Raw genomic sequence first — 25,013 nt, 5'->3', positions numbered from 1 at the left:
TCGCGCTCCCGCTCGCGCGCAGGGGTGAGGCGGCGGCTCGCGCCACAGCGCTCACTCCGGCTGCTGGAAGAGCTTGGTCTTGGGCTTCGGCATGCGCATGAACGGCAGCTGCACGGCGCGCATGGTGGCGTACCAGCCGTGGCCCTTCGCATCCTTCTCGCCGAACTTCGCGCGCAGCGCGCGGCGCAGCTGCCACGCCATCACGACCGAGTCGAGCACGACGACGGCGACGAAGCCCCACAGCACGAGGTTGGCGATGAGGCGCCACTGCGGGTCGTTGACGAACGTCATGACGAGCACGACGATCATCATCGGCATCGCGGCGGTGCCGATCGAGAGGCGGGCGTCGACCCAGTCGCGCACGTAGCGCCGCACCGGGCCCTTGTCCCGCGCCGGCAGGTACTTCTCGTCGCCGGACTCGAAGCCGCGGCGAGCCTTCTCGCGCTCGCTGCGCATCTTCTCCTGCACCTGGCGCCGCGCCTCCTTGCGGTCCTCGGGGACGAGGGGGCGGCGGTTGCGGGCGACCTGCTCCGACTGCTTCGGCGTGCGACGCACCTCGGTCCCCGGCTGGGGCTGCTTGCTGGCGTCGGAGCGGCTGAACAGCGGCACGTGGAGGTCCTTCTCGCTGGGGGCTGGATCGACCCATCCTACCGCCGCCGCCCTCCCGCCGACGCCTAGGATCGTGCGCATGACTGCTTCCCCCGCTGACTCTCTCCCCGCGCGCCCGGGCGCCGAGCTCTCCGAGCGCGACCGGGCCGTCCTCGCCGCCGTCGATGCCGGCTTCGACCGCGCTGTCGACGACCTGAAGGCGCTCGTGCGCATCCCGAGCGTGTCGTGGGACGCCTACGACGCGGCGCACGTGCAGGCGAGCGCGGAGGCGGTCGCCGCCCTCGCGGAGGGGACGGGCGTGTTCGAGCGCGTCTCGATCGAGCGCGCCCCGATCGGCGACACCGACGAGCTCGGCCAGCCGGCGGTGCTCGCGACCCGACCCGCCCGCGCCGGCCGCCCGTCGATCCTGCTCTACGCCCACCACGACGTGCAGCCCTGGGGCGACGAGGCCCTGTGGCGCACGCCGCCGTTCGAGCCGACCGAGATCGACGGGCGCCTCCACGGCCGCGGCGCCTCCGACGACAAGGCGGGCGTCATCGCGCACATCGCCGCGATCCGCGCGCTCGCCGAGGTCGTCGAGCCCGAGGTGGGCCTCGCGCTGTTCATCGAGGGGGAGGAGGAGCACGGCTCGCGCTCCTTCCAGCGCTTCCTCGAGCAGCACGCCGAGGCGCTCGAGGCCGACGTGATCGTCGTGGCCGACAGCGACAACTGGTCGACCGAGGTGCCGTCGCTCACCGTGGCGCTCCGCGGCAACGTCGCGCTCAACGTGCGCATCACGACGCTCGGCCACGCGAGCCACTCGGGCATGTACGGCGGCGCGGTGCCCGACGCGATGATGGCGTTCTCGAAGCTCGCCGCGACCCTCTGGCACGACGACGGCTCGGTCGCCATCGAGGGCCTCACCGAGGCCGACCTCGACGTCCCCGAGCAGTCGGAGGAGCACCTGCGCGCCGAGGCGGCGCTGCTCGACGGCGTGCAGCTCGTCGGCACCGGCCCGCTGCTGGCGCGCCTCTGGGCCAAGCCGTCGGCGACGATCACCGGGGTCGACGCGCCCAGCGTGCCCGACGCATCCAACACCATCCTCCCGACGATGCGGTTCCGGCTCTCGACGCGCATCGCGCCGGGCCAGTCGGCCGCCGACGCCTTCGCCGCGATCGAGCGCCACCTGCGCGCGCACGCCCCGTTCGGCGCGCACATCGAGCTCGACAGCATCGACCTCGGAGACCCCTTCCTCGTCGACGCGAGCGGCTGGGGCGCGACCGAGGCCAAGCGGGCGATGGCGGATGCGTGGGGCGCGGAGGCGGTCGAGACCGGCATCGGCGGCTCCATCCCGTTCATCGCCGACCTCGTCGCGCAGTTCCCCGGCGCGCAGATCCTGGTGACGGGCGTCGAGGACCCGGGCACGATGGCGCACAGCCCCAACGAGTCGCAGCACCTCGGCGTGCTGCGGCGCGCGATCGGCGCGGAGGCGCTGCTGCTCGCGCGGGCCGGCGACCGCGCGGAATAGACTGGACGGGTCGGGCGTTGCCCCGACGGAGACCGGAGAGGAGCCGCAGATGACCGATCTCGCGACCCATGGCGTCATGCTCACGGAGACGGCCGCCGACAAGGTGCGCCGCCTGCTCGACCAGGAGGGCAGGGACGACCTGCGCCTGCGCGTGGCCGTGCAGCCCGGCGGATGCTCGGGGCTGATCTACCAGCTCTACTTCGACGAGCGGAAGCTCGACGGCGACGTCGTGCGCGACTTCGACGGCGTCGAGGTCATCGTCGACCGCATGAGCGTGCCCTACCTCGACGGCTCGACGATCGACTTCGAGGACTCGATCCAGAAGCAGGGCTTCACGATGGACAACCCCAACGCGCAGGGCAGCTGCGCGTGCGGCGACTCCTTCCACTAGGCCGCGCGAGCAGCCCGCAGCGACACGCCGCCGATCCCTCGGGATCGGCGGCGTCGTCGCGTTCCAGGGGCGCCTCGGAGGCGCGTGGCAGGAGCCTGAGCGCCCTCTGTGGGTACTAGGATCGGAGGTGACTGCTCACCGACTCGGAGGAAGACATTGCGCAATCGTCGATCTCGTTGGATCGCCGCCCCGGTCGCGGTGGTCGTCGCCCTTGCGCTCGCCGGATGCACCCAGGCGCAGCTGCAGGGGTGGATGCCGACCGACCCGGGTCTGACGAACCACGTGGACCGCATCATGGGCCTGTGGACGACCTCCTGGATCGTGCTGCTGGGCGTCGGCATCATCACGTGGGGCCTCATGATCTGGGCCGCGATCGCGTACCGCCGCCGCAAGGGCCAGACGGGCCTGCCGGTGCAGCTGCGCTACCACATGCCGATCGAGATCTTCTTCACGATCGTCCCCGTCGTCCTCGTCGCCGGCTTCTTCGCCTTCACGGCGCGCGACCAGGCGATCATCGAGGAGCCGATCGACGACCCCGACTACTCGCTCACCGTCTACGGCAAGCGCTGGGCATGGGACTTCGTCTACGAGCGCGACGGCCAGGACCCGGTCTACTACCAGGGCATCCAGGCGCAGAACGACCCTGAGTCGAACCTCATCGACGCGAGCTCGCTCCCGACGCTGTACCTCCCGACGAACTCCACGATCGAGATCACGCTCGAGTCGCGCGACGTCGCCCACTCGTTCTGGGTGATCGAGTTCCTCTACAAGAAGGACATGCTCCCGGGCGTCACGAACCACATGTACTTCGAGACCGGCGACCAGGAGGGCATCCTGCGCGGCAAGTGCGCCGAGCTCTGCGGCGAGTACCACTCGCTCATGCTCTTCAACGTCGAGCTCGTGAGCCCCGAGGAGTACGACGCCTACCTCGAGAGCCTCGAGGCCGAGGGCAACGTCGGCGCCATCGACGAGTCGGTCAACGCCTTCACCGGTGACGACAACATCGACCCGGGTCACGACGAGAGCGTCGACACCACCAACGAAGGCGAGGAAGACTGATGACCGCCACGGCGACGCGCCCCGCGATCAGCCGCAGCGCTGAGCGCAAGGGCAACACGCTGGTCAAGTGGATCACCTCCACCGACCACAAGACGATCGGGTACCTGTACCTCGGCACCTCGTTCATCTTCTTCCTCATCGCCGGCGTCATGGCGCTGCTCATCCGCGCGCAGCTGTTCGCGCCGGGCCTCGAGATCGTGCCCACGGAGGAGCAGTACAACCAGCTCTTCACGATGCACGGCACGATCATGCTGCTGATGTTCGCGACGCCGCTCTTCGCCGGCTTCGCCAACGTGCTCATGCCGCTGCAGATCGGCGCGCCCGACGTCGCCTTCCCGCGCCTCAACGCGCTCGCGTACTGGATGTTCACGTTCGGCTCGCTCATCGCGATCGGCGGCTTCCTGACGCCGCAGGGCGCCGCCTCGTTCGGCTGGTTCGCCTACACGCCGCTGAGCACCACCGCGTTCTCGCCGGGCATCGGCGGCCACCTGTGGGTCCTGGGCCTCGCGCTGTCGGGCTTCGGCACGATCATGGGCGGCGTCAACTTCATCACCACGATCATCACGATGCGCGCGCCCGGCATGACGATGTTCCGCATGTCGATCTTCAGCTGGAACATCCTCATCACGTCGCTGCTCGTGATCATCGTCTTCCCGGTGCTCGCGGCAGCCATGTTCGGCCTGGCGATCGACCGCATCTTCAGCGGCCACATCTACGACCCCGCCAACGGCGGCGCCGTGCTCTGGCAGCACCTGTTCTGGTTCTTCGGGCACCCCGAGGTCTACATCATCGCGCTGCCGTTCTTCGGCATCATCTCCGAGGTCATCCCGGTCTTCTCGCGGAAGCCGATCTTCGGCTACAACACCCTCGTGGGCGCGACGATCGCGATCGCGGCGCTGTCGGTGACGGTGTGGGCGCACCACATGTACGTCACGGGCACCGTGCTGCTGCCGTGGTTCTCGCTCATGACGATGCTCATCGCGGTGCCGACCGGTGTGAAGATCTTCAACTGGATCGGCACGATGTGGCGCGGCTCGATCACGTGGGAGTCGCCCATGCTGTGGGCGTTCGGCTTCCTCGTGACGTTCACGTTCGGCGGCCTGACGGGCGTCATCCTCGCGTCGCCGCCGCTCGACTTCCACATCTCCGACACGTACTTCGTGGTCGCGCACTTCCACTACGTCGTCTTCGGCACGGTCGTGTTCGCGATGTTCTCGGGCTTCTACTTCTGGTGGCCCAAGTGGACCGGCAAGATGCTGAACGACCGCCTCGGCCACGTGCACTTCTGGATGCTCTTCATCGGCTTCCACATGACGTTCCTCGTGCAGCACTGGCTGGGCGTCATCGGCATGCCGCGCCGGTACTACACGTACCTGGCGGAGGACGGCTTCACGTGGATGAACCAGCTGTCGACCGTGGGCGCGATGATCCTCGGCCTGTCGATGGTGCCGTTCCTCTGGAACGTGTGGATCACGGCCCGCACGGCGCCGCGCGTGACCGTCGACGACCCGTGGGGCACCGGCCGCTCGCTCGAGTGGGCGACGAGCTGCCCGCCGCCGCGCCACAACTTCCACGCCATCCCGCGCATCCGCTCGGAGTCGCCGGCGTTCGACCTGCACCACCCGAACGCGGGCCCGCAGTACGGCGTCGGACCGCTGAAGGACGCCCCGAACCGACCCGTGGTCGACCTGCAGAAGGACGAGGTCCGCTGACATGCGCTCGAACATCGTCATCCTGACGGTCATCGCCGTCTTCTTCTACCTCTGCGCCGCCGTCTACACGGTGTGGCACATGGGGTCGTACGACGGCCGCATCGAGTGGGCGGGCACGCTGGGCATGGCGCTCGTGGGCGTGATGTGCACGCTCATCGCCTTCTACCTCGTGCTCGTGCGCCGCGGCCAGCACGGCGAGCTCGCGATGGACCGCCTCGACGCCGAGCTCGACGAGGACGACCCCGACCAGGGGCACTTCTCGCCGTGGAGCTGGTGGCCGATCGCGCTCGCCGGCGCCCTCGCGGTGATGTTCCTGTCGCTCGCGGGCCCCACGTTCCTCATCCCCATCGGCGCGGGCCTGCTGGCCATCGTCATGGTCGGCTGGGTGTACGAGTACTACCGCGGCAACTTCAGCCGCTGACGACCCGACAGGAGCGCCCCGTCCCGAGCGGACGGGGCGCTCTGCCGTCCGCGCCTCAGACCGCGCGGCCGGCGCGGAGGCCGGTGTGCAGGCAGCCCCCGAGGAAGGTGCCCTCGAGCGCCCGGTAGCCGTGCACGCCGCCTCCGCCGAAGCCGGCCGCCTCGCCCACGGCGAAGAGGCCGGGCACCGGTGCGCCGTCGGCGCCGAGCGCGCGCGAGTCGAGGTCGGTCTGGATGCCGCCGAGGGTCTTGCGGGTGAGGGTGCGCAGGCGCACGGCGATGAGCGGCCAGTGGCGCTCGTCGAGGATGCGGTGCGGCGCCGCGGTGCGCACGAGCCGGTCGCCGAGGTACTCACGGGCGCGGCGGATCTCGACCGCCTGCGGATCGTGGGAGGCGGGGTCGGCGACGGCCGCGTCGCGCTCCTCGATCGCGGCGACGACGGCGGCCCGGTCGAGCGCGCCGTCGCCGCCGAGCCGCTCCATGCCGTCGAGCAGCTCGGTGAGGCTGCCCGCGACGACGAAGTCCTCGCCGTGGTCGAGGAACGCCTGCACGGGCGCGGGCGCACCGGGCAGCACCCGCTGCAGCAGCCGCGGGATGCTCCTGCCGGTCAGGTCGGGGTTCTGCTCGGAGCCCGAGAGCGTGAACTCCTTCTCGACGATCGACTGCGTGAGCACGAACCACGAGTGCTCGGCGCCGACGGAGCGCAGGTGCTCGAGCGTCGCGAGCGTGTCGAAGCCGGGGTAGTTGGGGGAGGGCAGCCGGTGGCCCCGGTGGTCGAGCCAGAGGCTCGAGGGTCCGGGGAGGATGCGGATGCCGTGGTCGGGCCAGATCGGATCCCAGTTGGCGATGCCCTCGGTGTAGTGCCACATGCGGTCCTCGTTCACGAGTCGCGCGCCCGCATCGACGGCGAACCGGAGCCCGGAGCCGTCGACGTGCAGCGGCACGCCGCGCACCGCCTCGCGCGGCGCCGCGCCGAGGCGCGCGGGCCAGAGCGCCCGCACCCGCTCGAGCTCGCCGCCGATGCCGCCCGTCGCGACCACCACCGACTCGGCGCGCACCTCGAACGCACCGATGGCCTCCCGGCTCGACGGCTCGCCGCGCACCGTCAGGTCGTCGGCCAGCCGGTCGCCGGCGACGCCGACGACCCGGCCGTCCTCGACGAGCAGGCGCGTCGCGCGGTGGCGGAAGGAGAGCCGCGCGCGCCCGTCGGCGACCGCGTCGCGCAGCCGGCGCGTGAAGGGCGCCACGAGGCCGGGACCGGTGCCCCAGACGATGTGGAAGCGCGGCACGGTGTTGCCATGGCCGCCAGGCGTGCGGGCGCCGCGCTCGGCGTGCCCGACGACCGGGAAGAGGCGCACGCCGAGCGAGCGCAGCCAGGGGGAGAGGTCGCGGTGGGCGAACTCCAGGTAGGCCTCCGCCCACCGCCGGCCCCACGCATCCTCGTCGCGGTCGAAGCCGGCGCTGCGCGCCCAGTCGGCGCGCGCGAGCTCGAGCGAGTCGTGGATGCCGAGGCGGCGCTGCTCGGGGGAGTCGACGAGCAGCAGACCGCCGAACGACCAGAACGCCTGCCCGCCGATCGAGCGGGGGCCCTCCTGCTCGACGATGCGCACCGTGCGGCCGCGGTCGAGCGCCTCGCACGCGGTGACGAGGCCGGCGAGGCCCGCTCCGATGACGACGACGTCCTCTGCTGCGGCCACGGCGGTCTCCTCGTCAGCGTATGAGCGGGTTGCGGTTGAGCATCGCCGTCGCGGCGCGCTCGAAGTAGTCGTCGAGCTCGGCGCGGTGCAGCGGCGCGGGGTCGACCGCGTCGAGCGCGCCGCGCATGCACGCGAGCCAGCGCTCGCGCGCGTCGGGGTCGACCGGGAACGGCGCGTGGCGCATGCGCAGCCGCGGGTGCCCGCGCTGCTCGCTGTAGGCGGTCGAGCCGCCCCAGTACTGCTCGAGGAACATGCGGAAGCGATCCTCGGCGCCGGCGCGGTCGTCCTGCGGGTACATCGGGCGGAGCACGTCGTCCTGCCAGACGCGCTCGTAGAACTCGTGCACGAGGCGCGCGAAGAACGGGCTGCCGCCGACGGCGTCGTGGAGGGTCTGCGTCATGCCTGCCCGCCCTTCGCCGGCGGCTGCTCGCCGAGCCCCTGCACGACGACCTTCTGCAGCGACGGCAGCTCGACGCCGAGGTCGTCGAGCCCCGCCTTGACGCGGCGGCGCAGCTCGCGCGCGACGTCGTCCTTCGCGCTCGCGCGGGTCTTCACCACGAGCCGGATGACGACCGCCTCGGCCGACACCGACTCGATGCCCCACGTCTCGGGCTTGTCGATGATGCGGCCGACCCACTCGGGCGACTCGCTCATCTCGGTGGCGACGTCGAGCAGGCGCTGCTCGACCGCGTCGACGTCGGCGTGGTACGGCACGGCCTGGTCGATGATCGCGCGCGCCCAGCCCTGCGACTTGTTGCCGACGCGCACGATCTCGCCGTTGCGCACGTACCAGAGCGTGCCGTGCACGTCGCGCACCTGCGTCACGCGGATGCCGACCGACTCGACGACGCCGGAGGCCTCGCCGAGGTCGACGACGTCGCCGATGCCGAGCTGGTCCTCGAACACCATGAACAGGCCGTTCAGGAAGTCCTTGATGACGCCCTGCGCGCCGATGCCGGCGGCGGCGCCGAGGAAGCCCGCCATCGCGACGAGCGACCCGGCGTTCACCCCCAGGATGCTGAGGATCAGGATGAGCGCGAGCGCCGTGATCACCCAGGCGACCATCGTGTTCAGCACGCTGCCGATCGCGCGGGTGCGCTGCACGACGCGCACCTGCGCGAGCGGCGAGCTGCTGAGCGCCTCGGTGTCGGCGGCGTCGGCCCGGCGCTTCACGCCGGTGACGACCTCGTGGACGACGCGGCCGATGACGGCCTTCACGATCCAGAACGCGATGAAGGCGCCGACGACGACCAGCAGCACGCCGATCGGCGCGCCCCAGGTCTGCCACCACTCGCCGAACGAGCTCCAGCTCACGTCACCCACGAGGCCCTCCGGTCACGCGTCCCGCTGCTGCGCCTTGAGCGCCCGCTCGACGCCGGCGAGGTGCTCGACCACGATGCGGCGCAGCGCCGGCACGGCCGACTCGTTGTCGGCGAGCCACGCGCGCGTCGCCTCCGCCAGTCGCTCGTCGGCGAGCACCGCCGGGTAGAGCCCGACGAGCAGCCCCTCCGCCACCTGGTAGGTGCGCGAGTCCCAGATCTGCTGGATGGCGTCGTGGTAGCGGGCGACGAGCGGCTCGAGCGAGGATGCGTCGTTCACGTGCTGCAGGCCGAGGCCGGTGTAGCGCACGATCATGTTCGACGCGCCCGCCTCGTCCGCGACCGACGCGAACGCGGCCTCCTTGCCCTCGGCCGTGGGGACGGTCGCGCGCGCCCGGGCGGCGAACTGCCGGCCGGTCGCGGTGTCGTCGCTCGCGAGCTCCGCGGCGATCTCCTCCTCGCCGGCGGCGCCGTTCAGCACGAGGCCGTCGAGCAGCTGCCACCGCAGGTCGGCGTCGATCGCGAGGCCCTCGAGCGTGCGGCTGCCGTCGAGGAGGCCCCGCAGCGCCGCGACGTGCGCGTCGGTCGAGGCGAGCCCGGCGAAGGCGCCGACGAACTGGAACTGCGCGTCCGAGCCGGGCTGAGCCTGCTCGGCGAGCTGCCACAGCGCATCGCCGACACGCTCGATCGTCGCCGCGCGGCGCTCGGGGTGCACGTAGGTGCGGGCGGCCTGCGCCAGCTGCGCGAGGGCGAGGCGGATGGTCGTCGACTCGGTCTCGGCGCCGATGTTCGCGAGCACGAGGTCGACGTAGTCGCTCGCCGGGGTCTCGGCGTCGCGGGTCGCGTCCCAGGCCGCGCCCCACACGAGCGCACGGGCGAGGGGCTCCTCGATGTCGCGCAGGTGCTCGATCGCGGTGGCCATCGACTCGTCGTCGAGGCGGATCTTCGCGTAGGCGAGGTCGTCGTCGTTCAGCAGGATGAGCGCGGGCCGCAGGTGCCCGGCCAGCTGCGGCACGTCGGTCGACTCGCCGTCGATGTCGAGCTCGACGCGGTGGGTGCGGCGCAGCACCTCGTCCTCGAGCTCGTAGAAGCCGACCGCGACGCGGTGCGGGCGCAGGGTCGGCCACTCGGCCGGCGCCGTCTGCTCGATCGCGAACGACGAGATGATGCCGTCGGCGGTGAGCTCCATCTTGGGGCGCAGCGTGTTGACGCCGGCCGTCTCGAGCCACTTGCGGCTCCAGTCGCCGAGGTCGCGGCCGCTCGCGGCCTCGAGCTCCGAGAGCAGGTCGGTGAGCTCGGTGTTGCCCCACGCGTGCTTGCGGAAGTAGGCGCCGACGCCCTGCATGAACGACTCGAGGCCCACCCAGGCGACGAGCTGCTTGAGCACCGAGCCGCCCTTGGCGTACGTGATGCCGTCGAAGTTGACCTGCACGTCCTCGAGGTCGCGGATCTCGGCGACGATCGGGTGCGTCGAGGGCAGCTGGTCCTGACGGTACGCCCAGGTCTTCTCCATCGCCTGGAACGTCGTCCACGCGCCCGTCCACTCGGTCGCCTCGGCGGTGGCGAGGGTCGACGCCCACTCGGCGAACGACTCGTTGAGCCACAGGTCGTTCCACCAGCGCATCGTCACGAGGTCGCCGAACCACATGTGGGCCAGCTCGTGCAGCACCGTCACGACGCGGCGCTCGCGGATGGCGTCGGTCACCTGCGCGCGGAACACGTACGACTCCGTGAACGTCACGCATCCGGCGTTCTCCATCGCGCCCGCGTTGAACTCGGGCACGAAGAGCTGGTCGTACTTCTCGAACGGGTAGGCGACGCCGAACTGGTCCTCGAAGAAGGCGAAGCCCTTGCGGGTGATGTCGAACAGGTAGTCGGCGTCCATGTGCTCGGCGAGCGACGCGCGGCAGAAGATGCCGAGCGGGATGGTGCGGCCGTCGCTCGAGGTGAGCTCGGAGCGGGTGACCGTGTAGGGGCCCGCGACGAGCGCGGTGATGTAGCTCGAGATGCGCGGCGTCGGCTCGAACGCCCAGGTGCCGGTGTCGCCCTCGACGACCGGCTCGGGCGTGGGCTGGTTCGACACGACCTGCCACGCGGCGGGCGCCGTGACGGTGAAGCGGAACTCGGCCTTGAGGTCGGGCTGCTCGAACACCGCGAAGACGCGGCGCGAGTCGGGCACCTCGAACTGGGAGTAGAGGTAGGCCTCGCCGTCGACCGGGTCGACGAAGCGGTGCAGGCCCTCGCCGGTGTTGACGTACATCGCGTCGGAGACGACGGTCAGCTCGTTCTCGGCCTGGAGGCCCTCGAGCTGGATGCGCACGCCGTCGTCGACAGCGGCGACGTCGAGCTCGGCGCCGTTCAGCGTGACCGAGTGCACCTGCTTGGAGATGTGGTCGATGAACGTGGATGCGCCGTCCTGGGCGCGGAAGCGCACCGTCGTCGTCGAGCGGAACACCTCGTCCCCGGTCGTCAGGTCGAGCGCGACGTCGTAGCCGTCGACCTCGACGAGCGCTGCGCGCTCCTGGGCTTCGGTGCGGGTGAGGTTCTCTCCGGGCACGCGGGACTCCTTCGGCAGTGTGTGCTGGTGCGCTCCAGCGTAGTGGCGCGGCGGCGGGCGCCCGCCGTGCCCTCGGTAGCATCGAGCCATGACGATCGAGGCTCCCGCAGACCAGCCGCAGCGCGTGCGCATGTGGTTCGACCCGACCTGCCCGTGGGCGTGGATGACCAGTCGCTGGCTGGGCGAGGTCGCCGACGTGCGCGGGCTCGACGTGGACTGGCAGGTGATGAGCCTCGCGGTGCTCAACGAGGGTCGCGACCTGCCCGAGTCGTACGCCGCGCGCATGCCCCGCTCGATGCGCCTCACGCGCCTCGTCACCGCCGCGCGCGCCGCGGGCGGCGACGCCGTCGTGAAGCCCCTGTACGACGCGCTCGGCACGCGCATCCACCCCGAGGGCCGCGAGGACGACGACGCGATCATCGCGGAGGCGCTCGCCGAGGTGGGGCTCGACGCCGCGCTCGCGAGCGAGACGGATGCGCACGACGAGGCGCTGCGCGACAGCCACGGCCGCGCCATCGAGCTCGTCGGCGACGACGTCGGCACGCCCGTGATCGCCGTCGACGACGTCGCCTTCTTCGGCCCCGTCGTCAGCCCCGCGCCCACCGGCGAGGAGGCGCTGCGCATGTTCGACGGGATCGTCGCAGCCGCATCTGTCGACGGCTTCTTCGAGCTCAAGCGCTCGCGCACCCGCGGGCCGGTCTTCGGCGCAGAGGAGGCGTGATGCGCGTCCACGTCGCCACCGACCATGCCGGCTTCGAGATCTCGAAGCGGCTCGTCGCGCACCTCGAGGCCGCCGGCCACGAGTCGGTCGACCACGGGCCGGCCGACTACGACGCCGAGGACGACTACCCGTCGTTCTGCATCAATGCGGCGCGCGCGGTCGTGCGCGACCAGCGCGACGGCGTCGAGGCGCTCGGCGTCGTCTTCGGCGGCTCGGGCAACGGCGAGCAGATGGCGGCGAACAAGGTCGAGGGCGTGCGCGCGGCGCTCGCCTGGAGCCTCGCGACCGCGCAGCTCGCGCGCGAGCACAACGATGCGAACGTCGTCGCCGTCGGCGCCCGCCAGCACACCGAGGAGGAGATGCTCGAGATCATCGACGCCTTCCTCGCCACACCCTTCTCGGGCGCCGAGCGGCACGCGCGCCGCATCGCGCAGCTCGGGGAGTACGAGAGCACGGGCGGCATCGCGGGCCACGAGATCCGCTGATGCCGGAGGGGCACTCCGTCCATCGCATCGCCCGGCAGTTCGGCGCGAACTTCGTCGGGCGCACCGCCCGGGTGACGAGCCCGCAGGGGCGGTTCGAGGTGGGCGCCGCCGAGCTCGACGGGCTCGAGATCACCTCCTCCGAGGCGATCGGCAAGCACCTCCTGCTCGGCTTCGGCGGCACCGCTGCCCAGCCCGCGCACGTGCTGCACGTGCACCTCGGCATCTACGGCGCGTGGGACTTCGCCGGCGCCATCAGCGTCGACCCCACGATCCTCGCCGCGGTCGGGCGGATGGGCCAGACCGGCATGCGCGGCATCCCCGAGCGCGCCGGCGTCGACGGCGAGCACGAGGACTCGATCGCCTCGATCGGCGCGCCTCGCCTCGCGCGGCTGCGGGCGGGGGAGCAGGAGACGGCGACGGAGGCCGTGGACTTCCCGCCGGAGCCCGTCGGGCAGGTGCGCGTGCGCATCCTCACCGACACCGCCGTCGCCGACCTGCGCGGGCCGACCGTGTGCGAGGTGCTCGAGCCGGCCGAGGTCGCGGCGCTCGCCGAGCGGCTCGGGCCCGACCCCGAGGCGCCGACCGAGTCGCGCCGCAAGGCCGAGGACCGCTTCGTCGCGCGAGCGTCGCGCTCCAACCAGCCCATCGGGCAGCTGCTCATGGACCAGTCGGTCGTCGCCGGGATCGGCAACGTCTACCGGGCCGAGCTGCTGTTCCGCGCCCGCATCGACCCGCACCGGCCGGGCAGCGCCGTCACCGACGACGAGCTGCGCGCGCTCTGGCGCGACTGGGTGAAGCTGCTGCGCATCGGCGTCGAGACGGGCCAGATGCTCACGATCGACGGCCTCCGCGGCGCGCGGCGGGCCGCGGCGCTCGCGAACCGCGCCGACCGCCACTGGGTCTACAAGCGCGAGGGGCTGCCGTGCCGCCGCTGCGGCACGAGCGTCGCGCTCGAGACGATGCAGGGGCGCAAGCTGTACTGGTGCCCCGGGTGCCAGCTGTGAGGGCTCAGCCGAACCGGTAGACGGTGCCCGGCTCGAGCGTGCCGCGGTCGTTCGTCGTGAACACCCAGCTGCCGGTCGTCGCGGCGTCGTCGCGCACGGCGACGATCACCTGCACCGACTCGCGGTCGCCGGGCGCGAAGTCCCACACGTAGCCGAGGTCGTTCGGGGCGGCTGCCGTGGAGGCGGAGTTCTGATCCGACAGCGGTGCGCCGTCGGGCTGATAGCCGATCGTCATGTCGTGCATGGGGTGCGTCGTGATGACGCCGACGTTCTCGATCTCGAGCTCGAGCACCACGAAGCGCTCGTTCGCCCGCGGGGTCGAGCCCGTCTGCAGCGCGAGCGAGTCGGCCGGGTCGATCGACCGCAGCGCCGTCACCTCCCACGTGGAGCCGCGCTCGGTGTGGATGACGACCGTCTCGCCGTAGGCGAAGTCGCCCGGCGCCGTCGTGGGCACGGGCGGCTCGGTGGGCCCGTTGGTCGTCGGCGGGGGAGCGAGGTCGGTGAAGGCGGGGGATGCCGTGGTCGGGATCGCGGGATCCTCCGGCGTCTCCGGCGGCAGGGCCACGCACGCGGCGAGCGTCAGCGCGGCGGCGGCGACCATCGCCGCGCCGAGCCGGGGCGAGCCCTGGCGGCGGGGGCGGGTCCGCAGTCGCGCATGCACACCGGCACGCTACCGGCAGCGGCTGTGGCTGCGCCTCGCACGCCGGCCGATGTGGTCTCGACTCGGCCGCTGCGCGGCCGGCTCGACCAGCGGGGGCACGGCGGCCGGTGTGGTCTCGACTCGGCCTCTGCGCGGCCGGCTCGACCAGCGGGGATGAGGGAGCGGGCGACGGGAATCGAACCCGCGTAATCAGTTTGGAAGACTGAGGCTCTACCATTGAGCTACGCCCGCGCGCCCCGAGCCGTGTGCCTCGGGACTGCACGAATCTACCGCATCGGCGCCCGCGCATCCGCCCCGATACGCTTCTCGGGTGCAGCGCAGCATCCCAGCAGACCTCATCCTCGGCGGCGCGACCGCCGCCTACCAGATCGAGGGCGCCGCGGCCGAGGACGGCCGCCGCCCGGGCATCTGGGACGCCTTCGCCCGGGTGCCGGGCGCCGTGATCGACGGCCACACCGGCGACGTCGCGTGCGACCACTACCACCGCATGCCACAGGACGTCGCGCTCATGCGCGAGCTGGGCCTGCAGACGTACCGCTTCTCGACGAGCTGGGCGCGCGTGTGCCCGGACGGCGGCGCTCCGAACGCGAAGGGCCTCGACTTCTACTCGCGGCTCGTCGACGAGCTGCTGGGCGCCGACATCCTCCCGTGGCTGACGCTCTACCACTGGGATCTCCCGCAGGCGCTCGAGGAGGCCGGCGGCTGGCCCGAGCGCGACACCGCGAGCCGCTTCGTCGACTACGCGCTCGCGGTGCACGAGCGGCTCGGCGACCGCGTGCAGAACTGGACGACCCTCAACGAGCCCTGGTGCTCGTCGTTCCTCTCCTACACGGCCGGCGCGCACGCGCCGGGCCGGCAGAGCGTCGCCGACGGCCTCGCCGCCGGCCACCACCTGCTGCTCGCGCACGGCATGGCGGTGCAGGCGCTCCGCGAGGCCGGCGCCGAGCGGCTCGGCATCACCCTGAACCTCACCGTCGCCGACCCGGTCGACCCCGACAGCGCATCCGATCGCGACGCCGCCCGCCGCATCGACGAGCAGTTCAACCGCTTCTTCATCGATCCGATCCTGCGCGGCAGCTACCCCGAGACGCTGCTCGCCGATGTCGGCCACCTCGGCCTCGACGCCGTGGTGCAGGAGGGCGACCTCGCGATCATCGGCTCGCCGATCGACGTGCTGGGCGTGAACTACTACCACGGCGATGCGTGCTCGTTCGAGCCGCCCGCCGAGCCGCTGCTGCAGGACGCCCCGACCGACCGCGCCGTCGGCAGCCCGTACCCCGCCGCCGACGGCGTGCACATGCACCCGCGCGGCCTGCCCACGACGACCATGGGCTGGGAGGTGCAGCCCGAGGGGCTCACCCGGCTGCTGCGACGCGTGCACGAGGAGTACGCCGGGCCCAGGGGCGTCGAGATCTGGGTGACAGAGAACGGCGCCGCCTACGACGACGAGGTGGTGACGGATGCGGCGACCGGCGAGGCGCGGATCCACGACGCAGAGCGGGTCGAGTTCCTCCGCGCGCACGTCGGCGCGATCCTCGACGCCATCGACGCGGGCGTGCCGGTCAAGGGCTACATGTACTGGTCGCTGCTCGACAACTACGAGTGGGCGTGGGGCTACCACAAGCGCTTCGGCATCGTGCGGGTCGACTACGACACGCAGGAGCGCACCGTGAAGGACTCCGGGCTCGAGCTCGCGCGGATGATCCGCGAGCGGACGCTGTAGCGGCGCGGCCCGGGAACGGGACCCCGCCGACCGAACGGGACCCGGTGCACCGGGTCCCGTTCGGTGCAAGGGGTCCCAGTTCCACCGCCGCTCGCGTGCGGCGGCGTTGGCGTGCGCCGATAGACTTCCCCGTCGTACGGGAGCGATCCCGACGGGGCGTAGCTCAGCTTGGCTAGAGCGCCCGCTTTGGGGGCGGGAGGTCGCAGGTTCGAATCCTGTCGCCCCGACGTGCGTGCCGGGATGGGGAGTCGGGCCGGGGGCAGCGACGCGCCGACCCGCGGGTTCGCATCCTGTCACCCCGACATGGGTTCGGAGACGGCGGCGCAACGCACGCTGCTCGTCGGATGCGGCCAGGTCGGCACCCGTCTCGGCCTGCGCCTCGTCGAGCGCGGCGGCGAGGCCGTCGCGCTCCGCCGCCGCACCGAGGCGCTGCCCGCAGCGCTGTCGCCGCTCGCCGTCGACCTCGGCGAGCCGGTGCCTCGCGGGCTGCTGCCGGAGGTCGACGCGATGGTCGTGACGCTGCCGCCCGGCCCCGACGACGACGCGTACGTGCGCTCGCTGCAGCACCTCGCCGACGCGCTGCCGGAGCCGCCGAGCCGCGTGGTGCTCGTCTCCTCGACGCGCGTGCTCGAGGGCCTCGCCGGCGCGGAGGTGCGCACGGAGGCGGATGCGCCGGCGCCGGTCTCGGCGCGCGCCAGGACGCTGCTCGAAGGCGAGCGCGTCGCCCGCGAGCGGCTCGGCGCGCTCGTGGTGCGTCCCGCGGGCATCTACGGCCCCGGCCGGGAGCGGCTCGTGCGCACGGTGCTCGAGCGCACGCCCGTGCAGCACGCGCAGCGCACCAATCGCATCCACGAGACCGACCTCGTGCGCGCCCTCGAGGCGATGCTGATGGCCGCAGACCCGCCGCATCTGCTGCACGCGGTCGACCGGCGCCCGGCGCCGCTCGGCGAGGTGGTCGGCTGGATCGCCGCGCGGCTGGGCGTCGAGCCGCCGCCGCGCATCCTGCCGGAGGTCGCCGGCGGCACGGTGCTCGCCGGCGACCGGCTGCTGGCGCTCCTCGGCGACCTGCGGTTCCCCTCCTTCGAGGAGGGCTACGGCGCGATGCTCGACGCCCGCGCGGGCGGCGCTCCGCCGACCGGCCGGGCCTGATCGCCGGGCCAGCGCCCGGCGAACGGCCCCCTCAGACGGCGACGGCCTCGGCCCGCTCGGCCTGCGCCGGCGCCGGAGCGGCGCAGCAGCCGCCGCCGAAGTCGCCCGCCCCGCCGCACACGCCGGTCTCGGGCAGCACGAGCTCGTTGCGGGCGGCCGCCTCGTGGTCGCCGGCCAGGTGCGCGACGACGCTGCGCACCTGCTCGTAGCCCGTGAGCGCGAGGAACGTCGGCGCGCGGCCGTAGCTCTTCGCGCCGATGACGAACAGGCCGGGCTCGGGCTGCGCGAGCTCGGCGACGCCGGTCGCGGCGACCGTGCCGCACGAGTGGACGTTGGGGTCGATCTCGGCGGCGAGGCCGGCGACCGCGTCGAGCGACGGGTCGACCGCGACGCGCACCTCCGACAGGATCGACAGGTCGGGGCGGAAGCCCGTGAGCGCGAAGAGCCGCGCGACCGGGCCCACCTCGCGGCCGTCGTCGCCCACGAGCACGATCCCGTCGCCGGCGCGGCGCACCTCGTCGAGGCGGAAGCCGGTCACGACCTCGACGAGGCCCTGCTCGATCGCCCTCCTCGCTCGCGAGCCGAGCGCGGCCCGCTGGGGGAGCGCATCCGCCTCCCCGCCGCCGAGCGCACCCTCGGCCGATGCGCGCCGCAGCAGCCACGTCACGCGCGTGCCGGGGCTGCGCTCGGCGAGCTCGGCGAGCCGCAGCACGGCGTGGGTCGCGGAGTGGCCGGCGCCGACGACGGCGACGTGCGCGCCTGCCAGCTCGGCGACGTCGGCGGGGATGCGGTAGTCGATGCGGTCGGCGGCGGCGCGCTCGCCGAGCGCGGGGGTGCCGTCGGCGCCGGCGGGCGCCGGCGTGCGCCAGGTGCCGGATGCGTCGAGCACGGCCTGGGCGAGCAGGCGCCGCTCGACGCCGTCGCGGTCGATGGTGCGCACGACGAACGGCTGCTCGGCGCGCCCGGCGTCGACCACCTTGTCTCGCCCTCGGCGGCTGATCGAGACGACCTCCTGGCGGTAGCGCACGCGCTCGCCGAGCGCCGCGGCGAGCGGCTGCAGGTAGTCGCGCACCCAGGCGGCGCCCTTGGGGTAGCCGCGCGTCGGGATGGGTGTGCCCGCGGCCTCCAGCAGGCGCCGGCTCGCCGTGTCGACCAGCTCGTCCCACGCGGAGAAGAGCCGCACGTGGCTCCACTCCGAGACGGCGGCGCCTGCCGCGTCGCCGCGCTCGAGCACGAGCGGCTCGAAGCCGCGCTCGAGCAGGTGCGCGGCGGCGGCGAGGCCCTGCGGGCCGGCGCCGACGACGATGACGGGAAGGTCGTGCATGGCTGTCTCCTCATCGGGACGAGTCGTATCGAAGGTGATCGATGCGTTGATCGTGCACGACGCATCGACGTTTGTCAATCTGTGTGGCAGACTGCCCGCATGACGATCACCGACGCCCCGATCGACGCTCCCGCGGCCGACGGCTGCTGCGCGCCCGAGGCCGACGCCGGCATGCCGCGCGACGAGGCCGAGCGCCTCGCGAAGGTCGGGAAGGCGCTCGGCGACCCGACGCGCGTGCGGCTGCTGTCGCTCATCGCGGCAGGCGAGCGCGGCGAGGCGTGCGTCTGCGACCTCACGGCGCCCGTGGGGCTCTCGCAGGGCACCGTGTCGCACCACATGCGCGTGCTCGCGGAGGCCGGGCTCGTCGAGCGCGAGCAGCGCGGCAAGTGGGCGTACTACTCGGTCGTGCGCGGCACGCTCGAGCAGACCGCCGCCGTGCTGCGCGGGCTCTGACGCGGGGCCGCCAGTGAGCGGCCGCGCCGTCGCCGCGCGCGCCGAGCGCCGCTCGCCCGGGCCCGTCGCGCGGCTCGCGGCGCTTTCGGTCGGCCAGGTCGTCAGCTGGGGCATCCTGTACTACGGGCTCATCGTCGCCGCGCCCGCCGTCGCGGCGGACACCGGCTGGGGACTGCCCGTCGTGATGCTGTGCTTCTCGGCCGGCCTCGTCGCATCCGCCGCCGCCGGCATCGTCGTCGGCCGCTGGCTCGACGACCGCGGCCCGCGGCTCGTCATGACGCTCGGCAGCCTCGTCGGCGCCGGCGGGCTCGCGATGGCCTCGGCCGCGACCACCGTGCCCGGGTTCGCCGTGGCGTGGGTGGTCGTGGGCCTCGGCCAGTCGGCGGTGCTCTACCAGGCGGCGTTCACGGTGCTCACGCGGCGCCACGGCGATGCGCAGGGCGGCGGCGCGTGCCGCCGGGCGATGACGGTCGTCACCCTCGCCGGCGGGCTCGCCTCGACCGCGTTCGCCCCGCTCACCGCCGCGCTGCTCGGCGTGCTCGACTGGCGCGCGACGCTGCTCGTGCTCGCGGTCGTGCTCGTCGCGGTCACGACCCCGCTGCACTGGTGGTCGCTCGAGCGCTCCTGGCCCGCCCGCGAGGCGAGCGGCGAGCACGCGCCGCCGCCGTCGGTCGCCGCGGTGCTGCGCACCCGCCGGTTCTGGATGCTCGAGGTCGCCATGATCGCGGTGGCCGCGGCCCTGTACATGGTGACGCTCGCCGCCATCCCGCTGCTCACCGAGAAGGGGCTCACGTACGAGCTCGCCGCGTGGGGCCTCGGCCTGCTGGGCGCGGGCCAGGTGGCCGGGCGGCTGCTCTACGTGGCTTTGCCGCGCGCTGCGTCGCCGTGGGTGCCGCTCGCGACGACGGCGGGGCTCGCGGCGATCGTGCTGGCGCTGCTGTCGCTCGTGCCCGGCCCGCCGTGGCTGCTCATCGCGATCGGCGTCGCCGCGGGCGCCGTGCGCGGCGCGCAGACGCTCGTGCAGGGCTCCGCGGTCGTGGAGCGCTGGGGGCCGCGCGGCTACGGCGCCCTGAACGGCGCGTTCGCCGCGCCCATCACCGCCGTCACCGCGCTGGGCCCGGCGCTCGGCCCGCTGCTGGCCGTCGCGACCGGCTCCTACGCGGCGATGGGGCTGCTGGCCGCGGGGCTCGCGCTCGTCGCGCTCGCGCTCGCGCGCTGGACCTGAGCGCGGCGGAGCAGCCCGAGCTCGCCGCGATCGACGCGGTGCTCGCGCGCGCGTAGCCGGCACGGAGCCCCTTGCGGGGACGGGCGCGCGGGCATAGCGTCGCGCTGCAGGCCGAGGGCGATCGTCGAGGAGGCTCCGTGGCCGATCCGCGAGTCGTCGAGCTCCACCGCCTGCACGCCGCCGGCTGCTTCGTCATGCCGAACCCGTGGGACCTCGGCAGCGCCCGCATCCTCGAGCGGCTCGGCTTCCCCGCGCTCGCGACCACGAGCGCCGGCGCGGCGTGGGCGCTCGGCATGCAGGACGCCCGCCTCGCGCTCGACGAGTCCCTCGCGCATCTCCGCGCCGTCGCGGCCGCGGTCGCGGTGCCCGTGAGCGCCGACTTCCAGGGCGCCTACGCCGTCGAGCCCGACGCCGTGGGCGGCACCGTGGCGGTCGCGGTCGAGACCGGCGTCGCGGGGCTCTCCATCGAGGACGCGACCGGCGACGCCGGCTCGCCGCTGCACGAGCGCGCGCTCGCCGTCGATCGCATCCGCGCCGCGCGGGAGGCGATCGACCGCAGCGGCACCCGAGTGCTCCTGACCGCGCGCTCCGAGGGCTACGTCGTCGGGCATCCGGACCTCGACGACACGGTCGCCCGGCTCGTCGCGTACGCCCAGGCGGGCGCGGACTGCCTCTACGCGCCGCGGATCTCGACGCGCGCCGAGATCTCGGCCATCGTGGAGGCGGTGGCGCCGAAGCCCGTCAACCTGCTGGTCAACGCGCCCTGGATCACGGTCGCGGAGGCCGCCGCGCTCGGCGTGCGCCGCATCAGCGTCGGCGGCACGCTCGCACGGGCGGCGTGGGGCGGATGGCTCGGGGCCGCCCGGGAGATCGCCGAGCAGGGGACCTTCGGGGGCTTCCGCGGCCTGCCCGACGTCGAGGCGCTGCTCGCCGACGAGGGCTGAGCGCGGTCAGGCAACGGACGCCCGCCGCTGCGCCGTCAGCACGATCGCCACGCCCACCGCGGCGACCACGAGCCCGGCGATGCCGAGCGGCGCGATCGGCACGCCGAAGAAGAGCCACACCCACAGCATCGTCGTCGGCGGCGTGAGGTAGAGCATGGTGCTGACGAACGTGGCGCCGTGCGAGCGCGTGACGGTGACGTACAGCACGTAGCCGCCGAGGCTCGCGAGCACCACGAGCCAGAGGATCGCGCCCCAGACGTCGAGGCTCGTCGGCGGGGCGGCGTGGCCGCGCACGAGCGCGACGAGCATGAACGCGGCGCCCGCGACCACCGACTGCATCGTGATGGTCTGCAGCAGGTCGTCGTGCATGTGCCAGCGGCGCTGCAGCACGGTGCCGGTCGCGAGGCACAGCACGCCGACGAGCGGCAGCGCGTGCGCCCACAGCGGCGCGCCGGAGCCGCCGATCTGCCCGGAGACGACGAGCGCGACGCCCGCGAGCCCCACGACCATGCCGAACCACATCCACCCGTTCGCGCGCTCGCCGAGGAAGCGGCCGGCGACGGTGGCGACGAGCATCGGCTGCAGCGCGGCGATGAGCGCGGCGGTGCCGCCGTCGACGCCGAAGCGCACGCCCTCGAAGATCATCAGCAGGTAGCCGGCCTGGCTCAGCAGCGCGATCGCGCCCTGCCGCAGCCAGCTGCGGGCGCCCGGCCAGCGGCGGCGCAGCACGAGCATCGTCGCCACGAGGATCCCCGCGAGCACGACGAAGCGCCACGCGAGCACCGTGATGGGCTCGCCGTCGGCGCGAGCGGCGAGCTCGGCGCCCACGAAGCCCGAGCTCCAGGTGATGACGAGGGCGATCGACGCGACGACGATCGCCGTCCGGCCCAGGCGGCCGCGCGACGACGCGCTCGAGAGGTCTGACACCGCTCGATCATCCCAGCCCGGCCCCGCGCATCCGCCGCCGACACGGGCGGCGGATGCGTCAGGTCTCGACGACGAGGATCGGATCGGTGGTGGGCGCCTCGGAGCCGCCGGCCGGCTCGACCGTGACGCCGACGACGGCGCCGGCCGAGAGCTCGCCCTCGAGCACGATCGCGGTGGAGTCGCCCTCGGAGTCGAAGACGCCCGCGTCGTGCGGGCCCGCGGCGTCGATGTACCAGGCCTGGTAGGTGCGGCCCTCGGGCGCGGCGCCCAGGCCCTCGAAGAGGATCGCCGACTGGCCCTGCTCGGCCGACCAGATCACCGTCGCGACGGTGCCGTCGGCCAGCTCGACCTCGCTGCGCTGCGCGTCGGACGCGCTCACGACGGCACCGAGCGCCTCCTGCCGCGGGTCGTCGCCGAGCTGCGTGCCGATGGCGATGCCGCCGACGAGCAGCGCGGCGCTCGCGGCGACCGCGCCGAGCACGCGCATCGGCTGCCAGCGCGCGCGGGCGCGCCGCTCGGCCGGTCCGAGCCGGCGGCCGGCGTCGCCTGCCGGGGCTGCGGCCGGGGCGGAGGCGCCGAGGCCGGATCCGGATGCGTCGGTGCCGGTCGCGTCGGAGCGCGCGGCGAGCGGGGCTGCGGGAGCTGCGGCGCGAGGCGCGTCGTCCGTCGCGGGCAGCTGCGGCTCGCGCGCGATGGCGTCGAGCACGCTCGCGCGGAGGCTCGGCGGGGGAGCGGCCTGGTCGCCGCCGAGCAGCGTGGCGGTGTCTGCGAGCGCCGCGGCCTCGGCACGCGCCTCGGGCGAGGCCTCCGCCTCGAAGCGCGCGCGCTCCTCGGGCGTCAGCGCGTCGAGCGCGTACGCCGCGGCCAGGTCGTCGACGGACCGGCGGTCGTCGCTCATGTCGTCACCCCCAGGATGCCGCGCAGGCGTGTGAGCCCGTCGCGCATCCGCGTCTTCACCGTGCCGAGCGGCGCCCCCAGGCGCTCGGCGATCTCGGTCTGCGTGAGCCCGTCGAAGTAGGCGAGCTCGATCGCCTCGCGCTGGGCGTCGCTCAGCTGCCCGAGCGCGCTGCGCGCCCTGGCGGCGTCGAGCGAGACCTCGGCCTGTTCGGCGACGACGTCGACCGGCACCGCGGTGTCGCGGATCCCGATGCGCGCGTCGCGGTCGCGCTGCGCCTGCGAGGAGCGCACGCGGTCGACCGCGCGCGCGTGCGCGATCTGCAGCAGCCAGCTGATGGCGGCGCCGCGGCTCGGGTCGAAGCGCTTCGCCTGCCGCCACGCCTCGAGGAAGACCTCCTGCGCGACCTCCTCGGCCTGCGCGCGGTCGACCAGGATGCGCAGCACGAGGCCGAACACGCGCGGAGCGGTCGCGTCGTAGAGCGCGGCGAACGCGCGCTGGTCGCCGTCGGCGGCGCGCACGAGGCACTCCTCGACGTCGATCTCCACAGGTCCCCTCTCCACGTGCACGCGGCGCACGTGCGCGCGCGCCATCGGCCTGAGTATTGCAGGCCGAGGCGCGAGGGCGAGGGAGGTCATGCCGGTGGTTCGCAGCCGCGGCCCGGACGGATTGGGGATGCGGGCGCACGGGCCGGTAGACTCGGGCGGTGGTCCGCCCTCTCGCGGCGGATCTGGCGCGCCAGCGCGGCCCAGGGCCCGCGCCGCACAGGCCCGACCACCATCAACCTCAGGAGACCCCCTCGTGAAGACCACGGTCGAGAAGATCGAGAACACGCGCACGAAGCTCACCATCGCCGTCGAGCCCCAGGAGCTGCGTCCCGCGATCGACCAGGCGTACAAGACCGTCGCCGAGCAGATCAGCGTGCCCGGCTTCCGCAAGGGCAAGGTGCCTGCGGCGATCATCGACCAGCGCGTCGGCCGCGAGGAGATCCTCAACCAGGCCGTGTCGCAGTCGATCGACGAGTTCTACCGCCAGGGCGTCGCCGAGGCCGGCATCCGCCCGCTCGGCCGCCCGCAGGCCGACGTGACCGCGTGGCCCGAGGTGAAGGACTTCTCGGGCGACCTCGTGCTCGAGATCGAGGTCGACGTCCGTCCCGACTTCGACCTCCCCGAGGTCGAGGGCCGCACGATCACCGTCGACGCCATCGAGGTCGGCGACGACGCCGTCCAGAAGGAGCTCGACGAGCTGCGCGCCCGCTTCGGCACGCTCGTGACCGTCGACCGCCCGGCCGCGAAGGGCGACTTCGTCACGCTCGACCTCACCGCCTCGATCGACGGCGAGCCCGTCGACACGGCGAGCGGCATCTCCTACGAGGTCGGCTCGGGCGAGCTCATCGACGGCATCGACGAGGCCGTCGAGTCGCTCACCGCGGGCGAGGAGACGACCTTCACGTCGACCCTGGTCGGCGGCGACCACGCCGGCAAGGACGCCGAGGTGAGCGTCACCGTGCAGGCCGTCAAGGAGCGCGAGCTGCCCGAGGCTGACGACGACTTCGCCCAGATGGCGAGCCAGTTCGACACCATCGACGAGCTGAAGGCCGACCTGCGCGAGCAGGCGGGCCGCTCGAGCCGCCTCGGCCAGGCCGAGCAGGCGCGCCAGCGCCTGCAGGACGAGCTCATCGAGGCCGTCGAGATCGAGGTCCCGTCGCAGGTCGTCGAGGACGAGGTGGCCCGCCACCTCGAGGCCGAGAACCGCTCCGAGGACGCCGAGCACGGCGAGGAGGTGCGCCAGGAGACGCAGAAGCTGCTCAAGCAGCAGATGCTCTTCGACCGCTTCGCCGAGGAGGAGGACCTGCAGGTCACGCAGCAGGAGCTCACGCAGATCATCGTGCAGCAGGCGGCGCAGTACGGCATGGCTCCGCAGGAGCTCGTCCAGGCGCTCGAGGCCAACGGCCAGCTGCCGGTGCTGCTCGGCGACATCCTCCGCGGCAAGACCCTCTCGACCCTGCTCGGCCGCGTCACGGTCGTCGACGACAAGGGCGAGACGGTCGACCTGTCGGACTTCCTGCCGAAGGCGGAGGCCGACGAGGACGACATCGAGGGCGCCATCCGCGAGGCGGAGGCGAACCTCGCGAAGCAGCACGCCGAGGACTGATCCCACGCGAAGGGGCCGGGCGCGAGCCCGGCCCCTTCCGCATGCCTCCGCCTGCGGCGAACACGGCCGAGCGCGCC

General features: G+C 73.4%; 24 protein-coding genes and 2 tRNA genes. 15 read left to right on the top strand and 11 right to left on the bottom strand.

What is annotated here, in order from left to right:
- Positions 1-51 precede the first annotated feature (51 nt).
- Positions 52-609, bottom strand: a complete 558-nt coding sequence (locus tag J2X49_RS10430) for a DUF3043 domain-containing protein (protein WP_310125772.1) — start codon at positions 607-609, stop codon at positions 52-54.
- Positions 610-688: 79 nt separating this feature from the next.
- On the opposite strand from J2X49_RS10430, the gene J2X49_RS10425 reads away from it, so the two are divergent.
- From J2X49_RS10425 to J2X49_RS10405, 5 genes are all read left to right on the top strand, one after another.
- Positions 689-2,116 carry a M20/M25/M40 family metallo-hydrolase gene (locus J2X49_RS10425; RefSeq protein ID WP_310125769.1) on the top strand — a complete coding sequence of 476 codons (1,428 nt, stop codon included), beginning with the start codon at positions 689-691 and terminating at the stop codon, positions 2,114-2,116.
- Positions 2,117-2,165: 49 nt separating this feature from the next.
- A complete protein-coding gene (locus J2X49_RS10420; protein WP_128188502.1) occupies positions 2,166-2,507 on the top strand; it encodes an iron-sulfur cluster assembly accessory protein in 342 nt (113 codons plus the stop codon).
- 156 nt (positions 2,508-2,663) lie between these two features.
- A complete protein-coding gene (coxB, locus tag J2X49_RS10415; protein ID WP_310125764.1) occupies positions 2,664-3,566 on the top strand; it encodes a cytochrome c oxidase subunit II in 903 nt (300 codons plus the stop codon).
- Positions 3,566-5,278 carry a cytochrome c oxidase subunit I gene (gene ctaD, locus J2X49_RS10410; RefSeq protein WP_310125763.1) on the top strand — a complete coding sequence of 571 codons (1,713 nt, stop codon included), beginning with the start codon at positions 3,566-3,568 and terminating at the stop codon, positions 5,276-5,278. The genes coxB and ctaD overlap by 1 nt, the downstream gene beginning before the upstream one ends.
- Position 5,279: 1 nt before the next feature.
- A complete protein-coding gene (locus tag J2X49_RS10405; protein ID WP_310125761.1) occupies positions 5,280-5,699 on the top strand; it encodes a cytochrome c oxidase subunit 4 in 420 nt (139 codons plus the stop codon).
- A gap of 55 nt (positions 5,700-5,754) precedes the next feature.
- Here the strand turns inward: J2X49_RS10405 and J2X49_RS10400 are convergent, their stop codons facing one another.
- From J2X49_RS10400 to pepN, 4 genes are read right to left on the bottom strand one after another with little or no spacing between them, the layout of a single operon-like run.
- Entirely contained in the window at positions 5,755-7,395 is a 1,641-nt protein-coding gene (locus J2X49_RS10400) for an FAD-binding dehydrogenase (RefSeq protein ID WP_310125757.1), read from the bottom strand.
- 13 nt (positions 7,396-7,408) lie between these two features.
- Positions 7,409-7,795, bottom strand: a complete 387-nt coding sequence (locus J2X49_RS10395) for a globin (protein WP_246990804.1) — start codon at positions 7,793-7,795, stop codon at positions 7,409-7,411.
- Positions 7,792-8,718 carry a mechanosensitive ion channel family protein gene (locus J2X49_RS10390; protein WP_128188497.1) on the bottom strand — a complete coding sequence of 309 codons (927 nt, stop codon included), beginning with the start codon at positions 8,716-8,718 and terminating at the stop codon, positions 7,792-7,794. Before J2X49_RS10390 ends, J2X49_RS10395 begins: the two co-directional genes overlap by 4 nt.
- Positions 8,719-8,730: 12 nt before the next feature.
- Positions 8,731-11,271, bottom strand: a complete 2,541-nt coding sequence (pepN, locus tag J2X49_RS10385; protein WP_310125753.1) for an aminopeptidase N — start codon at positions 11,269-11,271, stop codon at positions 8,731-8,733.
- Positions 11,272-11,359: 88 nt separating this feature from the next.
- Between pepN and J2X49_RS10380 the strand changes: the two genes are divergently transcribed.
- Genes J2X49_RS10380 through J2X49_RS10370 form a run of 3 tightly spaced genes read left to right on the top strand, consistent with a single transcriptional unit; the run spans position 11,360 to position 13,481 of the window.
- The gene (locus J2X49_RS10380) at positions 11,360-11,992 is read left to right on the top strand and encodes a DsbA family protein (protein WP_310125750.1); all 633 of its coding nucleotides are present in this window, start codon (positions 11,360-11,362) and stop codon (positions 11,990-11,992) included.
- Complete coding sequence (locus tag J2X49_RS10375; protein ID WP_310125748.1) at positions 11,992-12,477, top strand: ribose-5-phosphate isomerase; 486 nt, start codon at positions 11,992-11,994, stop codon at positions 12,475-12,477. Before J2X49_RS10380 ends, J2X49_RS10375 begins: the two co-directional genes overlap by 1 nt.
- Positions 12,477-13,481, top strand: a complete 1,005-nt coding sequence (locus tag J2X49_RS10370; RefSeq protein WP_310125745.1) for a DNA-formamidopyrimidine glycosylase family protein — start codon at positions 12,477-12,479, stop codon at positions 13,479-13,481. The genes J2X49_RS10375 and J2X49_RS10370 overlap by 1 nt, the downstream gene beginning before the upstream one ends.
- A 4-nt stretch (positions 13,482-13,485) precedes the next feature.
- Here the strand turns inward: J2X49_RS10370 and J2X49_RS10365 are convergent, their stop codons facing one another.
- Together J2X49_RS10365 and J2X49_RS10360 are read right to left on the bottom strand one after the other, a co-directional pair.
- A complete protein-coding gene (locus tag J2X49_RS10365) occupies positions 13,486-14,142 on the bottom strand; it encodes a hypothetical protein (RefSeq protein WP_310125743.1) in 657 nt (218 codons plus the stop codon).
- A gap of 160 nt (positions 14,143-14,302) precedes the next feature.
- Positions 14,303-14,373: transfer RNA gene (locus J2X49_RS10360), tRNA-Gly, on the bottom strand.
- A 79-nt stretch (positions 14,374-14,452) separates the two neighbouring features.
- Between J2X49_RS10360 and J2X49_RS10355 the strand changes: the two genes are divergently transcribed.
- From J2X49_RS10355 to J2X49_RS10345, 3 genes are all read left to right on the top strand, one after another.
- The gene (locus J2X49_RS10355; protein ID WP_310125741.1) at positions 14,453-15,865 is read left to right on the top strand and encodes a GH1 family beta-glucosidase; all 1,413 of its coding nucleotides are present in this window, start codon (positions 14,453-14,455) and stop codon (positions 15,863-15,865) included.
- 152 nt (positions 15,866-16,017) lie between these two features.
- A tRNA-Pro gene (locus tag J2X49_RS10350) sits at positions 16,018-16,092 on the top strand.
- 76 nt (positions 16,093-16,168) lie between these two features.
- Entirely contained in the window at positions 16,169-17,014 is an 846-nt protein-coding gene (locus J2X49_RS10345; protein ID WP_310125740.1) for a sugar nucleotide-binding protein, read from the top strand.
- A gap of 31 nt (positions 17,015-17,045) precedes the next feature.
- Here J2X49_RS10345 and J2X49_RS10340 read toward each other — a convergent pair whose 3' ends face one another.
- Positions 17,046-18,338 (bottom strand): NAD(P)-binding domain-containing protein, encoded by a 1,293-nt coding sequence (locus J2X49_RS10340; RefSeq protein WP_310125737.1) that lies wholly within the window; start codon positions 18,336-18,338, stop codon positions 17,046-17,048.
- A gap of 99 nt (positions 18,339-18,437) precedes the next feature.
- Here J2X49_RS10340 and J2X49_RS10335 point away from each other — a divergent pair, with 99 nt between their 5' ends.
- The 3 genes from J2X49_RS10335 (at position 18,438) to J2X49_RS10325 (ending at position 20,960) form a co-directional block, all read left to right on the top strand.
- Positions 18,438-18,791 (top strand): ArsR/SmtB family transcription factor, encoded by a 354-nt coding sequence (locus tag J2X49_RS10335; RefSeq protein WP_396131234.1) that lies wholly within the window; start codon positions 18,438-18,440, stop codon positions 18,789-18,791.
- Positions 18,792-18,804: 13 nt separating this feature from the next.
- Positions 18,805-20,016, top strand: coding sequence for an MFS transporter (locus J2X49_RS10330; RefSeq protein ID WP_310125734.1), 1,212 nt, complete (start codon positions 18,805-18,807; stop codon positions 20,014-20,016).
- Between the two features lie 137 nt (positions 20,017-20,153).
- A complete protein-coding gene (locus J2X49_RS10325) occupies positions 20,154-20,960 on the top strand; it encodes an isocitrate lyase/phosphoenolpyruvate mutase family protein (RefSeq protein WP_310125731.1) in 807 nt (268 codons plus the stop codon).
- 6 nt (positions 20,961-20,966) lie between these two features.
- Here the strand turns inward: J2X49_RS10325 and J2X49_RS10320 are convergent, their stop codons facing one another.
- Genes J2X49_RS10320 through sigK form a run of 3 tightly spaced genes read right to left on the bottom strand, consistent with a single transcriptional unit; the run spans position 20,967 to position 23,375 of the window.
- Positions 20,967-21,887 (bottom strand): DMT family transporter, encoded by a 921-nt coding sequence (locus J2X49_RS10320; RefSeq protein WP_310125729.1) that lies wholly within the window; start codon positions 21,885-21,887, stop codon positions 20,967-20,969.
- Between the two features lie 58 nt (positions 21,888-21,945).
- Positions 21,946-22,785: an anti-sigma factor gene (locus J2X49_RS10315; protein ID WP_310125726.1), complete on the bottom strand. Its 840-nt coding sequence runs from the start codon at positions 22,783-22,785 to the stop codon at positions 21,946-21,948.
- Positions 22,782-23,375, bottom strand: a complete 594-nt coding sequence (gene sigK / locus J2X49_RS10310) for an ECF RNA polymerase sigma factor SigK (protein ID WP_310125725.1) — start codon at positions 23,373-23,375, stop codon at positions 22,782-22,784. Before sigK ends, J2X49_RS10315 begins: the two co-directional genes overlap by 4 nt.
- Before the next feature lie 208 nt (positions 23,376-23,583).
- Here sigK and tig point away from each other — a divergent pair, with 208 nt between their 5' ends.
- Positions 23,584-24,936, top strand: coding sequence for a trigger factor (gene tig, locus J2X49_RS10305; protein WP_310125720.1), 1,353 nt, complete (start codon positions 23,584-23,586; stop codon positions 24,934-24,936).
- Positions 24,937-25,013: the final 77 nt, after the last annotated feature.

Origin of the sequence: Agrococcus sp. BE272 (assembly GCF_031457935.1) — a bacterium.
GTDB lineage: Bacteria > Actinomycetota > Actinomycetes > Actinomycetales > Microbacteriaceae > Agrococcus > Agrococcus sediminis.
Note: the sequence above shows the minus strand (reverse complement) of the source record. Positions and strands in the feature narration are given on the sequence as shown.